The sequence below is a fragment of the Mesorhizobium sp. M0244 genome, assembly GCF_040321795.1.
Lineage (GTDB): Bacteria > Pseudomonadota > Alphaproteobacteria > Rhizobiales > Rhizobiaceae > Mesorhizobium.
This window is the reverse complement of the sequence record NZ_JAMYSE010000039.1, coordinates 14,369-27,806: the sequence shown is the minus strand read 5'-3', so window position 1 is coordinate 27,806 and position 13,438 is coordinate 14,369. Positions and strand designations below refer to the sequence as shown.

The 13,438-nt window shown below is 62.8% G+C and carries 14 protein-coding genes; 11 read left to right on the top strand and 3 right to left on the bottom strand.

What is annotated here, in order from left to right:
* Nucleotides 1-15 precede the first annotated feature (15 nt).
* Nucleotides 16-936: a polyphosphate kinase 2 gene (gene ppk2 / locus NKJ08_RS21750; RefSeq protein ID WP_352776789.1), complete on the top strand. Its 921-nt coding sequence runs from the start codon at nt 16-18 to the stop codon at nt 934-936.
* 49 nt (nt 937-985) lie between these two features.
* On the opposite strand, the gene NKJ08_RS21745 is transcribed toward ppk2, so the two are convergent.
* From NKJ08_RS21745 to NKJ08_RS21735, 3 genes are all read right to left on the bottom strand, one after another.
* Nucleotides 986-1,630 carry a dihydrofolate reductase family protein gene (locus NKJ08_RS21745; protein ID WP_352525315.1) on the bottom strand — a complete coding sequence of 215 codons (645 nt, stop codon included), beginning with the start codon at nt 1,628-1,630 and terminating at the stop codon, nt 986-988.
* 314 nt (nt 1,631-1,944) lie between these two features.
* Entirely contained in the window at nt 1,945-2,976 is a 1,032-nt protein-coding gene (hemB, locus tag NKJ08_RS21740; protein WP_352525313.1) for a porphobilinogen synthase, read from the bottom strand.
* A gap of 85 nt (nt 2,977-3,061) precedes the next feature.
* Nucleotides 3,062-3,886 carry a DUF8605 domain-containing protein gene (locus NKJ08_RS21735; RefSeq protein WP_352783256.1) on the bottom strand — a complete coding sequence of 275 codons (825 nt, stop codon included), beginning with the start codon at nt 3,884-3,886 and terminating at the stop codon, nt 3,062-3,064.
* A gap of 146 nt (nt 3,887-4,032) precedes the next feature.
* Here NKJ08_RS21735 and NKJ08_RS21730 point away from each other — a divergent pair, with 146 nt between their 5' ends.
* The 10 genes from NKJ08_RS21730 to ribD all read left to right on the top strand — a co-directional run bounded on the left by NKJ08_RS21730 (nt 4,033) and on the right by ribD (nt 13,434).
* The gene (locus NKJ08_RS21730; RefSeq protein ID WP_352525310.1) at nt 4,033-5,076 is read left to right on the top strand and encodes an enoyl-CoA hydratase/isomerase family protein; all 1,044 of its coding nucleotides are present in this window, start codon (nt 4,033-4,035) and stop codon (nt 5,074-5,076) included.
* Nucleotides 5,073-5,495: a DUF6163 family protein gene (locus NKJ08_RS21725; RefSeq protein ID WP_352525309.1), complete on the top strand. Its 423-nt coding sequence runs from the start codon at nt 5,073-5,075 to the stop codon at nt 5,493-5,495. The genes NKJ08_RS21730 and NKJ08_RS21725 overlap by 4 nt, the downstream gene beginning before the upstream one ends.
* 202 nt (nt 5,496-5,697) lie before the next feature.
* Complete coding sequence (ldtR, locus tag NKJ08_RS21720) at nt 5,698-6,213, top strand: transcriptional regulator LdtR (RefSeq protein ID WP_023674486.1); 516 nt, start codon at nt 5,698-5,700, stop codon at nt 6,211-6,213.
* Between the two features lie 339 nt (nt 6,214-6,552).
* Nucleotides 6,553-7,806: a L,D-transpeptidase family protein gene (locus NKJ08_RS21715; protein WP_352525307.1), complete on the top strand. Its 1,254-nt coding sequence runs from the start codon at nt 6,553-6,555 to the stop codon at nt 7,804-7,806.
* Between the two features lie 129 nt (nt 7,807-7,935).
* Nucleotides 7,936-9,582, top strand: a complete 1,647-nt coding sequence (locus NKJ08_RS21710) for a Na+/H+ antiporter (protein ID WP_352525306.1) — start codon at nt 7,936-7,938, stop codon at nt 9,580-9,582.
* 116 nt (nt 9,583-9,698) lie between these two features.
* Nucleotides 9,699-11,012, top strand: a complete 1,314-nt coding sequence (glyA, locus tag NKJ08_RS21705; protein WP_352525305.1) for a serine hydroxymethyltransferase — start codon at nt 9,699-9,701, stop codon at nt 11,010-11,012.
* A 69-nt stretch (nt 11,013-11,081) separates the two neighbouring features.
* Complete coding sequence (locus tag NKJ08_RS21700) at nt 11,082-11,477, top strand: hypothetical protein (RefSeq protein ID WP_352783250.1); 396 nt, start codon at nt 11,082-11,084, stop codon at nt 11,475-11,477.
* Nucleotides 11,477-11,653 carry a hypothetical protein gene (locus NKJ08_RS21695; protein ID WP_352783248.1) on the top strand — a complete coding sequence of 59 codons (177 nt, stop codon included), beginning with the start codon at nt 11,477-11,479 and terminating at the stop codon, nt 11,651-11,653. The genes NKJ08_RS21700 and NKJ08_RS21695 overlap by 1 nt, the downstream gene beginning before the upstream one ends.
* 153 nt (nt 11,654-11,806) lie before the next feature.
* Nucleotides 11,807-12,301 (top strand): transcriptional regulator NrdR, encoded by a 495-nt coding sequence (nrdR, locus tag NKJ08_RS21690; protein WP_352525302.1) that lies wholly within the window; start codon nt 11,807-11,809, stop codon nt 12,299-12,301.
* A gap of 2 nt (nt 12,302-12,303) precedes the next feature.
* A complete protein-coding gene (gene ribD, locus NKJ08_RS21685) occupies nt 12,304-13,434 on the top strand; it encodes a bifunctional diaminohydroxyphosphoribosylaminopyrimidine deaminase/5-amino-6-(5-phosphoribosylamino)uracil reductase RibD (protein ID WP_352783245.1) in 1,131 nt (376 codons plus the stop codon).
* Nucleotides 13,435-13,438 lie beyond the last annotated feature (4 nt).

Sequence of the window (13,438 nt, the reverse complement as noted above, 5' to 3'; positions counted from 1 at the left end):
AGCGGAGCGGCGCAAATGACCGAGACAAAACAGAATTCCCCGGCCAGGGACTGGCTCGAAGCGGAACTCGCCGACACGCTCGACGAAGACTATGAGCTGGAAATCTCGGAGCCGGCGCTGTCGATGGAGATCGCCAAGATCTACAAGGATGCACATCCGCCATCGATCGACCGCCTGCAATATTTTCGCGATCTCATCACGCTGCAATCCGAATTGATCAAGCTGCAGTCCTGGGTCGCCTATCACAAGAAGAAGCTCGTCGTGGTCTTCGAGGGCCGCGACTCGGCGGGCAAGGGTGGCGTCATCAAGCGCATCACCCAGCGGCTCAATCCGCGTATCTGCCGCGTCGTAGCACTTCCGGCGCCGACCGAGCGGGAGAAGTCGCAATGGTATTTCCAGCGCTACGTTCCGCATCTGCCGGCCGGCGGCGAGATCGTGCTGTTCGACCGCTCCTGGTATAACCGCTCCGGCGTCGAGCGGGTGATGGGCTTTGCCCAGCCGGATCAGGCCGAGCAGTTCTTCCGCGACGTGCCGGATTTCGAACGCATGCTGGTCCGTTCCGGTGTCACGCTGGTCAAATACTGGTTCTCCATCACCGACGAGGAGCAGCAGATGCGCTTCCTAATGCGCATCCACGACCCGATGAAGCAGTGGAAACTGTCGCCGATGGACCTGCAGTCGCGCGTGCGCTGGGAACAGTACACCAAGGCCAAGGAAGAGACATTCGCCCGCACCAACATTCCCGAAGCCCCGTGGTTCATCGTCGAGGGCAACGACAAGAAGCGGGCACGGCTGAACTGTATCGACCATCTCCTCAAGCAAATGCCCTATGAAGAGGTGCCGCACGAGGAGATCACGCTACCGGAGCGCGTCTTCAATCCCGAATACGAGCGCCAGGTGCTGCCGCGCGAGCTGTATGTGCCGGAGAAATACTGAGTAAACGAGCGAGGAAGGCGCTGCCTCAGTGGCGGCGCCCTGCAACAAGCTAGGCGCGCTTGATGATGACGTGCGTTGCATTCGACGTCGCAACCTGGTCGCTGCACCGGTAGCCGAGCTTGAGCATGTCAATGCCGGCAAAAAGGTTCTCGCCTGAGCCGAGCAGCATTGGCGATATCGCCAGATGCATGTCGTCGATGAGCTTTTCCTGGAGATATTGCCGGATCGTGGCGACGCCACCGCCCAGCCGTACATCCTTGCCGTCAGCCGCTGCTTTCGCCTTTTCCAGCGCTGAGTGGATACCGTCGGTCACGAAATAGAAGGTCGTGCCGCCCTCCATGACGATAGGGTCCCGCGGATGATGCGTGAGCACGAAGACCGGCACATGATAGGGCGGATTGTCCCCCCACCAGCCTTTCCAGCTTTCATCCTTCCAGGGTCCGCGGATCGGCCCGAACATGTTGCGGCCCAGGATCCACGCCCCGATATTTTCGAAACTGCGCGCCGCGAACGCGTCGTCCGTGTCCGTGGTCCCGCCATCTTTGCCAAACATGTCGCGGAAGGTTCGGGTGCCGATCATCCATTTGTGCAGGGCTTCCCCGCCGACACCCAGCGGGTTCTTCAGATCCTGATCGGGACCGGCGCCGAAGCCGTCGATCGACAGGGTGAAAGCTTTGACAGTCAGCTTGGGCATGATTTCCTCCTAACCAGTTGTGATTTGCAATCGGTAATTTTCTAGCTTGACTGATTGCGTTTCGCAAGCGGTATTTTCGGGCGGCGAGCAGCGGCGGCGCAGCTGCGCAATCGCTTCAGACAATAGGGGCCGCGACCTCGCCGCACTTTCTGCAACGCTGGCAATTGGCGAAACTTTTGTGAAGGCGTCTTTCTCCCGTCACTATACGGCGAGAAATGCCCGGCAGGGCAATGAGGGGCAAACCTGACATGATCTCCCTGCGGCGAGGACGAAAACGAAGGAGCGTTACTCGACGTTGGCGCTACGGAGGCGCATCACCCCTTCAGCATCTCAGCCACTTCCGGCGCGAAGTAGGTCAGGATGCCGTCGCAGCCGGCGCGCTTGAAGGCCAGCAGCGATTCCAGCATCGCCCTGTCGCCGTCGATCCAGCCATTGGCGGCGGCCGCCTTGATCATCGAATATTCGCCCGAGACCTGATAGGCGAAGGTCGGCATCTGCAACTCGTCCTTCAGTCTGCGGATGATGTCGAGATAGGGCAGGCCGGGCTTGACCATCAGCATGTCGGCGCCCTCGGCGAGATCCTGCTCGGCCTCGCGCACCGCCTCGTCGGAATTGGCGTGATCGATATAATAGGTCTTCTTGTCACCCTTGAGCAGGCCGGCAGTGCCGACCGCCTCGCGATAGGGCCCGTAAAAGGCGGACGCGAACTTCGTCGCGTAGGACATGATCGCCACGTCCTGAAACCCATTGGCGTCGAGCGCATCGCGGATGGCACCGATACGGCCATCCATCATGTCGGAGGGCGCGATGATGTCGGCCCCCGCCGCTGCCTGGATGACGGCCGCCGCCGTCACCTGCTCCACCGTTTCATCATTGACGATGATGCCGTCGCGCAAGATGCCGTCATGGCCGTGCGAGGTGAACGGGTCGAGCGCGGCGTCAGTGATGATGCCGATCTCCGGGACGGCATGTTTGATGGCGCGTGTGGCGCGGTTGATGATGTTTTCCGGATCGAGGATGTGCGAACCGGTCTGGTCGCGCAGGCTGAGCTCGACGTTGGGAAAGGTGGCGATCGCCGGAATGCCGAGCTTTGCCGCCCGCTCGGCCTCCTTGACGGCGAGATCGAGCGACAGGCGGAAGACGCCCGGCATGGCGGCGATCGGTTCGCGCACATTCTTGCCGTCGACGACGAAGATCGGCCAGATAAGATCGTCGACCGAGAGCCGGTTCTCCTGGACAAGGCGGCGCGACCAGTCGGCCTTGCGCATGCGCCGCAAACGGCGGCTGCCGGTGATCTCGTCGACGCTGCGCGCGCCGGCAGGCCTTGCGGGGGTGAATTTGTTCATCGCCAAAACTCCGGATCGGCGGCTTTTACCACGAGCCTCCACCGCTGACCAATGCGACACGATTGTGCCAGGGCTTGTTCGAATCCTACTCCGGTTGGCCGTTGCCGGACAGCACCTGCGCCGCGCCGCGGATGGCGACGCGAAATGCCTCGTCGAAGCTGACGCCGCGCACTTGCCATCTATAGGCTTTGGCATTCATGGCAAGCCGCCAATCGGCTATCCAGCCCAGTTCCTTGTCGCTCCAGATGATGCTGCCGGCAAGCGCCTGGTCGGCACCGGCTTTTCTGGCAAGCTGATCCAGTGTCGCCATATCGGCATGGCTGAGGCTCCGGTCGTCCAGCTTTGAGGCGGAGAGCAGCGACGCTTCGGGAAATACAATCCGCATGATCAGCGGACCGGTGGCGTTGGCGAAGGATTCGCGCATCGGCGCCCCACGCTGATCGTCGGCGGTCAGCGCGAAGTGCCTCGCGCCTTGCTCCGCCACCAGAAAAATTGCCAGGCGTGGCCGCTCGGCAAGCCGTGGCTTGCTGCCCAGCGCTGCAAGCACCGGATCGATAACGTCAGGCTTGTACAGGCAGGTGAGATCGTGCGGCCGGTCATGAGTGCCTTGTTCGTCATGGACCGGAATGCCTTCCAGGCGGTCGTGATAGCGGAATCCGGCAACGAAACTGCCGGCCTTGTCGCGCAGCGCCGCCATATCTGGTCTTTTCGGCAGCCGCTGGTCGCCGGAGACACGGACCAGCACCGCATCGAGGCAGGCCTTGAAACCGATCTGGCGGTTCTCTTCGCCCTGGCCGGTGACGATGGTCTGCGATTGGTAGAGCTCGTCGACGGTTGCGGCCGATACGGGAGAAGCGGTCGCACCGATCAGGCCGACCACCACAACAGCAAGGCACGGCAACCAAGGCAAGGGCTCAAACTCCGGTTCAAAGAACCAGCTTTAGCACCGGCTGCTGCCAACGGCCAAGCAGCGGGATTGGCCGCCGCCATTGACGCGGCCATGCAGCACGCTTTAGCACTTCATTCCCGCGGGGCGCGGGGAGGGAGTCTCTGGCGATGGATTTTGGCGGAGGCGACGAGATTCGCTTCGAAAGATTGGGCAGGGCCGGCGTCGTCACGCTGACGCGGCCGCAGGCGCTCAATGCCGTAACCCATCGCATGGTCCAGGCGCTGGACAAGGCGCTGCGCAGCTGGGAACGCGACGACCGTGTCGACGTCGTCATCGTCAAGGCCGAGGGCAGGGCGTTTTCGGCAGGCGGCGATATCCTCCACATCTACGAGGCCGGCCGGGCAGGAAAGCCTCCGGTCGATTTCTTCGCAGACGAATACCGGTTGAACGCCCGCATCGCCCGTTTCAAAAAACCCTATGTCGCGCTGATCGACGGCATCGTCATGGGCGGCGGCGTCGGCATCTCCTTCCATGGCTCGCAGCGGGTGCTGACCGAGAACGCACAGTTCGCCATGCCCGAAGTCGGCATCGGCTTTTTTCCGGATGTCGGCGCCAGCCATCTGTTGCCGGATCTCGGCGGCAGCTTCGGCATGTATCTTGCGCTGACCGGCAACCGCATCCGCTGTGGCGATGCCTTGTGGTCGGGCCTCGCCACGCATACGATCAAGGCGGAGGATCAGGCCGGCTTTCTCGACCGGCTGGCTGCCTCAGGCGATCCGGAATCGGTGCTGCGCGGCTGCTTCGTCCCGGCCAAACGCGAGACCGACAGGCCGACGCTGGAAGCCATCGCCCGGCACTTCGCGCAGCCGTCGCTGGCCGATATCATCGCCAGCCTGGAGCGGGCAGCCATCGCCGACGAATTCGCGGCAAAGACGCTGGCCACCATCCGCACCCGCTCGCCGACCAGCCTGCATGTCGCCTGGCGCCAGATCAGTGCCGGGCTGACATTGTCGATGGACGAGTGCATGAAGATGGAGTTCCGTATCCTCAACCGCATGCTTGCCGGGCACGACTTCTATGAAGGCATCCGCGCCGCCATCATCGACAAAGGCTCGACGCCGCAATGGCGGCCGGCAGGCATCGATAAGGTCAGCGCCGCCGATATCGACGCCTATTTCGCATCGCTCGGCGAACGGGAACTGAAGCTGTGAGCGAGGTCGCCTCGAGACGCGTGGTGCTGCAGCCCTCGACGGTCGAGGTCATCTTCGCCTGGTTCCAGCGCGTCATCGCCGGCTACTGCCTGCTGTTCGGCGTCTTGTACTGGATCCGGCTGATCGGCTTTTATCCCGGCTCGCTGTGGCGCTTCGACCTTATGCCGGTGCACTGGCAGGTGGCGGCGGTGGTGCTGGCGGTGTTTTTTCCATTCGCCGCCGCCGGCCTGTGGATGCTGGCGTCCTGGGGGCCGGTGATCTGGTTCATCTGCGCGGTGACCGAGAGCGTCATGTATGCCGGCTTCCCCGAGCTGTTCGGCCACCGGCTGCTGATCGTAGCCTCGCACCTTGCGGTGGCGCTGCTCTACATAGTGTTCCGCGTGGTGATCTGGATCCAGAAGCGGCAAGCCCGGCGATAGCAATTCCGGCCAGAATCATTGGCTAAATCTTTAGGTTAATTATCCTTGCTCGGGTGACTGTCCGTTAAGCCTCTTTCGAAACCCCTTACCGGTAAGCTCTTGTTAGCCTTGGCGTTTAAGTCGAATTTTATGAGTATTCGATAGTGTCGCGATCAAGGTGAAGAACAAAAAATCACCGGGCGACAAACGAGAGGCAAAGACAATGATCAATTCGCGTCCGGCGGCGAAGACCGCCAACGTATCCGATGACCGCCGCGAGGCGATCCGTTCGCTGTACATGGAATCGCTGCAGCTGGTCGAGCGGCTGCATCGCCGTCTGCTTGATGTGATCAAGGACGAATTCGACCGCAACGGCCGCTCCGACATCAACGCCATCCAGGCGCTGCTCCTGTTCAACATCGGCAACTCGGAGCTGACCGCCGGCGAACTGCGCTCGCGCGGCTATTATCTCGGCTCGAATGTCTCCTACAATCTGAAGAAGCTGGTCGATCTCGGCTTCATCAATCACCAGCGCTCGCGCATCGACCGCCGTTCGGTGCGGGTCTCGCTGACGCCGAAGGGCAATGAGGTGGCGGAAGTCGTCGCCGGCCTTTACGAACGCCATGTCGGCTCGATCGAGCAGGTCGGCGGCATCAATACCGAAGAGTTCAAGCAGATGAACCGCGCCCTGCAGCGGCTCGACCGCTTCTGGAACGATACGATCGCGTATCGGATGTAATCGCATCCGCTGCATCAAGATCTGAAGCCATGCCACGGAAGCGCTGCCGCGGAGCAGATCAAAGGCCGGTGCCGAAAAGCACCGGTCTTTCCGTTTCGTCAGGCCGGCCGATTCAAATTCGAGCAACAGCCACGTTGCCGCCATATTCCAGTGGAACCGAAGATGCGGGTGATGCTGGGGCCAAAGCCGCGCATTTGTCCTGTGCTCAAGTCACTTCCCATGTGTTTTTACACCGAAGTGATGCGGGCCATGGTTGGCTAATTGTTAAGAAAGCCAACTCTAGAGTGCGGGCGAGACCGCCCGGTGAGTTGAATTGTAGCAAGAATGTCTGGAACGTCCATGAGAACCAGCCGCCGTTTCTTCCTTTCAGGGGCCTCCGCGCTCGCAGCCGCTATCGTCGCCGGCCGCGCCAGTGCGCAGGATGTGATCGGCGACATCCTGAAATCCTCGGCACGCGGCAATTGGGACGACCAGTTCGACGCCCGCCCCAGCCAGGGCGGCAAAGTGGCCTCTACGCTGCCAATCTTCAGCCTGCAGACCGTTTCGTTTACCGAGCAGGCCGTCGCGCAATACCAGAACATCGTCGCCCAGGGCGGTTGGGAGCCGGTTCCCGACACCAAAAAATTGCAGCTCGGCGTCGATGATCCCGACGTGGTCCCGCTGCGCAAGCGTCTGATGATTGCGGGCGATCTGGCGCAGAGCGCCGGCATTTCGACAGCTTTCGATTCCTATGTCGACTCCGCGGTCAAGCGCTTCCAGGCGCGCCATGGCCTGCCTGCCGACGGGACGCTGGGCCAATATTCTTATGCCGCGATGAATGTTTCGGCGCCAATTCGGCTCGGCCAGTTGCAGACCAATTTGCAGCGGCTGCGCGAGCGCGCCGGCACGCTGGGCAACCGTTACGTCCTGGTCGACATCCCGGGCGCTCAGATCGAGGCGGTCGAGAACGATCGCGTCGTGCTGCGCCATACCGCGATCGTCGGCAAGATCGACCGCCAGACGCCGATCGTTAATTCCAAGATCAACGAGATCATCGTCAATCCCTACTGGAACGCGCCGGTCTCGATCGTGCGCAAGGACATCATTCCGCTGATGCGGAAGGACCCCAACTATCTCAAGGACAGCCACATCCGTCTGTTCGCGCCGGATGGCAGCGAGGTTGATCCGTTGACCGTTGACTGGTCGACCGACGACGCCGAGAAGTACCGCTTCCGGCAAGATCCGGGTGCTGGCAATGCAATGGCCTCGGTCAAGATCAATTTCCCCAGCCCGGACGGCGTCTACATGCACGACACGCCGCAGCAGAGCCTGTTCGGCAAGATGATGCGCTTCGATTCCTCGGGCTGCGTGCGCGTCCAGAACGTGCGCGATCTCGTCACCTGGATTCTGCGCGACACGCCGGGCTGGAATCGCCAGCACTTCGAGGCGGCGATCAAGAGCGGCGAGAACGTCCCGGTGCAGGTCACCAATCCGGTGCCGGTCTATTTTCTCTACATCTCGGCCTGGTCGACGGGACCGGGCGTGGTGCAGTTCCGCGATGACATTTACGGCCTCGACGGAGCCAACGAGCTGCAGATCACATCGGCGCTCTAAAGATCTGATTTCTTTCTGAAAAGGCCGCCGGCGAGGGCGGCCTTTTTCGTTGCTGGGTCTCTCGGGGCAATCTTTGCTGGACCGATCGCCGGGCAAAAGGACGCGCGGCGCCGTAGTCGGAATCGCATCATGCATGTCGCTATGTTCATTCTGGTCGTGCTCATCTTTGTCGCGGTTTCCGGCGCGCTGGTCCGGATGGTGCGGGTGCCGCTGCCGGTGCTGCAGATCGCTATCGGTGCAGCACTCGCCTGGCCGGTGCGCGGCATGCATGTCGAGATCGATCCTGAGCTGTTCCTGCTGGTGTTCATCCCGCCGCTGCTGTTCGGTGATGCCTATGGAGCGCCCAAGCGCGAACTGATCGCACTGCGCGGGCCGATCCTCGACCTAGCCATCGGGCTGGTCTTCTTCACCATTGTCGGCTTCGGCTACGCCTTGCACTGGCTGGTGCCGAGCATCCCGCTCGTCGTCGCTTTCGCGCTTGCTGCGGTGCTGTCGCCCACCGATGCGGTGGCCGTCTCCTCGATCGTCGACAAGAGCGTGATTCCGGCCCGGCTGATGCATATTCTGGAGGGCGAGTCGCTGCTCAACGACGCGTCGGGCCTCGTTATGTTTCGCTTCGCCGTGGCAGCTGCATTGACCGGCAGCTTCTCCTTCGCAGCCGCGTCAGTAACCTTCCTCTACGCCGTCGGAGCCGGCATCCTGGCCGGCGTGGCGGCGTTGTTCGTCGCCGCCAAGGTGCTGCAATTGCTGAACCGTATCGGCGGCGTTCCGGCCGAGGCGCAGGTGCTGGTCATGGTCCTGCTGCCGTTCATCGCCTATCTCGGCGCCGAGCATGTCGGCGCCTCGGGCATTCTGGCGGCGGTCACCGCCGGGTTGCTCACCGGCGGCTCCGGGATTTTCCGCTTTCTCGGCGTCTCGGCGCGCATGCAAACGATATCGCTGTGGACGACGCTTTCCTTCGTTTTCAACGGTGCCCTGTTCATCCTGCTTGGGCTGCAGCTTCCCGAAATCATTGGCAACGTGCCGCCTGAACTCGGCAGCCGCTATCCGGTCATCCAGCCGATCGCCACCGTGGTCGCGCTGACGCTATGCCTGATCGGGCTGCGTTTCCTGTGGATCTGGATCGGCGATATCGCGACGCGCCTCTCGGCGCGATTGCGCAAGCGCAAGGCCGAGCCGTTCGGGCTGCGCGTTCGGATCGCCGGCTCTGTCGCCGGCGTGCGCGGCGCCATCACGCTGGCCGGCATCCTGTCGCTGCCGCTCGCCATGCCGGACGGTTCGCCCTTTCCGGCGCGCGACGTGGTGGTCTTCCTCGCCGCCGGCGTCATCATCTGCTCGTTGCTCATTGCCAGCCTTGCCTTGCCCAAGGTGGCACGTGGGCTGGTCGAGCCGGGCGAGGATCCTGGCGCTGCCGAGGAGCGTCTTGCGCGTGTCGGTGCGGCCAGGGCCGCCATTGCCCGCATCGAGAGCATGGCCGGCGCGACCGACGGCGACGAACGGGAAATACCCGGCGCCCGGCTTGCCGCCGCCGACAGCATCGTCGCCGGCTACCGGCGCCGCATCGCTGCCTCCGACGAGGCGGACGAGGCGCGCGCCGAGGCCCGCGAAGCCGGACGGCTGGAGCTCGAATTGAGGCTGGCCGGCATCGAGGCTGAACGCGCGGCCGTGCGCGCAATGTTTCGCAGCGGTCAGATCAACGACCATACGATGCAGGCGCTGTTCACCGAAATCACGCTCACTGAGGCGTTGCTGAAGGGCCGGCAGGCAAGGAAATAGAGACCTGCCAACCCCGCTGCCGCAATCCGGCCAGCAAATTTCGCGCTGCAAACGTGGCGGGCCGAAAGCAACTGTGTTAATGGCGCGACAGACCCCGAACTTGAGGATTTCAACCCATGGCAACAGCAGCGGCAGTGTCGAACAAATTCGAATCCTTCTTCGAAACCACGCTTGCCGATGCCGACCCCGAGATTTTCGGCGCGATCCGCAACGAACTCGGCCGCCAGCGCCACGAGATCGAACTGATTGCCTCCGAGAACATCGTCTCGCGTGCCGTGCTCGAGGCGCAAGGGTCTATCATGACCAACAAATATGCCGAGGGCTATCCGGGCAAGCGCTACTATGGCGGCTGCCAGTTTGTCGATGTCGCTGAGGGCCTGGCCATCGAGCGCGCGAAAAAGCTGTTCGGCTGCAACTTCGCCAACGTCCAGCCGAATTCCGGCAGCCAAATGAACCAGGCGGTGTTCCTGGCGCTGCTGCAGCCCGGCGACACCTTCATGGGCCTCGACCTCAATTCCGGCGGGCACCTGACGCATGGCTCGCCGGTCAATATGAGCGGCAAGTGGTTCAAGGTCGTATCCTATGGCGTGCGCAGGGACGATCATCTGCTTGACATGGACGCGATCGAGAAGACCGCCCATGAGACCAAGCCGAAGCTGATCCTGGCCGGCGGCACGGCCTATTCTCGCGTCTGGGACTGGAAGCGTTTTCGCGAGATCGCCGATTCGATCGGTGCCTATCTGATGGTCGACATGGCCCACATCGCCGGTCTGGTCGCCGGCGGCATGCATCCGTCACCGCTGCCGCATGCCCATGTGGTGACCACCACGACGCACAAGTCGCTGCGCGGCCCGCGCGGCGGCATGATCCTGTGCAATGACGAGGACATCGCCAAGAAGATGAATTCGGCCGTCTTCCCCGGCCTGCAGGGCGGTCCGCTGATGCACGTCATCGCCGCCAAGGCGGTGGCCCTTGGCGAGGCGCTGAAGCCGAGCTTCAAGGCCTATGCGGAGAGCGTCGTCGCCAATGCCAAGACGCTGGCCTCCAGCCTGCAGGAAACCGGTCTCGACATCGTGTCCGGCGGCACCGACAACCATCTGATGCTGGTCGATCTACGTCCCAAGAACGCCACCGGCAAGCGCGCCGAGGCTGCCCTTGGCCGCGCCAACATCACCTGCAACAAGAACGGCATCCCCTTCGATCCGGAAAAGCCCTTCGTCACCTCGGGCGTTCGGCTCGGCACGCCGGCCGGCACCACGCGCGGCTTCGGGCAGGCCGAGTTCCGCGAGATCGGCAAGCTGATCGCCGAAGTGCTGGATGGGCTGAAAGTTGCTAATTCCGACGAAGGCAATGCTGCAGTCGAGGCGGCGGTCAAGGCCAAGGTAGCGGCATTGACCGATCGTTTTCCACTCTATCCATATCTTGGTTGACCGACGCCGGGTGTCATCTGTGTCCGTGACAACCCCGGTGCGGCAGCACGGCAACTGCGGAGACGCTTTATGATGCAAACTCTCCGTTTCGCCGGCTTTGGCGTCGTGCTCACACTCGCCACCTTGCAGGGGGCCGCCTTGGCGCAGACCGAGCCGACCCCGGCAGCACCCAAGACAGAGACCTTCGGCAGGTGGTCCATCACGGTGGACGAGGTCAACACCGGTGAGGATGTGCGCAAGACCTGCGCCGCCTCGACGGTCTTTTTCGACGCAAACGGCACCAGCGGCACCCTTACGCTGGCCATCTCGAATGGCGACGTACTGCCGCCCGAGGGCTATCCGAGCCTCATCATCGCCGTGAAAAACAGTGATTTGCCAAAGGCGAGAACATCCCAGTGGTGTTCCGCGACGTCAACGACAAGATCAAGACCAGTTTTCATCTCAGCGCCGATGGACAGTGGATGATGAACAACAAGACCGAGACCACGCTCGCGGTCCTGCGTGCCATGCGCCGTACCAGCGCCCTCGATGTCAGCTTCGCCGACAAGCCGGTCGCGACCATATCGATGGACGGCTTCACCAAGGCCTATCGCTATCTCGGCACATCCTGCGGCTTCCCGACCGGCGACGTCGCGCCCTGATCGGCGTATCGCCGGCCAACTGACTGCCGCTCTCGCAATTTTCCTCGTGCTTCGCTATCTCTGAGGCGCGAGAGGCCGTCTCCGACGCTTTGCCACCGTCACAAAAACCTCTACGCCTTTCGCTCCACGAGAATCGCGAACCGAAGGCTCTCCATGCGCTGCCCCTATTGCCAGTCCGAAGATACGCAGGTGAAGGATTCGCGCCCCGCCGAAGACGGCGCGGCGATCCGCAGGCGGCGCGTCTGCCCAGATTGCGGTGGCCGCTTCACTACTTTCGAGCGCGTGCAATTGCGCGACCTCGTCGTGGTGAAGAAGTCTGGACGCAAGGTGCCGTTCGACCGCGACAAGCTGCTGCGTTCGGTCGAGATTGCCGTCCGCAAGCGCAATGTCGACCCGGAGCGCATCGACCGCGCGGTGACCGGCATCGTGCGCCAGCTCGAAAGCTCGGGCGAGACCGAAGTGGCCTCGGGGGAAGTCGGCCGGCTGGTCATGGAGGCGCTTAAGTCGCTCGACGATGTCGCCTATGTGCGCTTTGCCTCCGTCTACCGCAATTTCCGCGAGGCCAAGGATTTCCACGACGTGCTGGGCGAGCTCAAAGGCGACGAGCTCAAGGGCGAAGAGGTGAAGAGCGAAGAGGACGCCGGCTGAGCATGGCACGGTCCCAGCGCAGCACCGCCGAGCAAGAGCTTCTCGATCGCCGCTATATGGCGGCAGCCCTCAGGCTGTCGCGCAAAAATGCCGGCCGGACCTCGACCAATCCTTCCGTCGGCACGCTGATCGTACGCGACGATGGCGACGGGCCGATGATCGTAGGCAGCGGTGTCACTGCCGTCGGTGGCCGGCCGCATGCCGAAACCGAGGCGCTGGCCGAGGCCGGCGAATTGGCGCGCGGCGCCACCGCCTATGTGACGCTGGAGCCTTGCGCGCATCACGGCCGCACGCCGCCTTGCGCCAATGCGCTGGTCAGTGCCGGCGTCGCGCGGGTGGTTGGCGCCGTCAGCGATCCGGACCCGCGTGTTTCCAGCAAGGGCTACGCCATCTTGCGTGCCGCTGGTGTCGAGGTGGTCGAAAAGGTGCTGGCCGCCGAGGCCGCAGAGCAGATGGCCGGCTATTTGATTCGATCTATTAAAAAACGTCCGGAAGTGATCCTGAAGCTTGCGCTTTCGAGCGACAATAAGATCGGCGTGAAAGGTGAGGGGCAGGTCTCCATCACCGGCGATATTGCCCGGCGCGAAGTCTATCTGATGCGCGCCGAAGCCGATGGCATATTGATCGGCATCGGCACGGCGCTGGAGGACGATCCGGCACTGACGGTGCGGCTGCCGGGACTTGAGAACCGTTCGCCGGCGCGCATCGTGCTTGACCGCCAGATCAGGCTGCCGGAGACCTCGAAACTGGTTGCCGGCGTCGACCGTGTTCCGCTCTATGTCGCGGCCTGCGCCGAGGCCGATCCGCACCGGCGGGCCGCGCTCGAACGCGCCGGCGTGCGCTTCATCGGCACTGAGACGTATGAAGGCGATATTGCGCTGCCGGAACTGCTCGAGGATCTGGCGGCACTCGGCATGGCCAGCGTCCTGATCGAGGGCGGCGCCAAGGTCGCCAAGGCCTTCCTCGCCGAACAAGTAGTCGACCGCATCGTGCTGTTTCAGGGGCTGGACGCGATCGGCGAGGGCGGCATTGCATCGCCGATCGATGCCAACCATATCCCGCCAGGGTTTCGTAAATTGCGCGACATGCGTTTCGGCGAAGACACGTATGCCGAATGGATAAGGGACATCTAGGGCC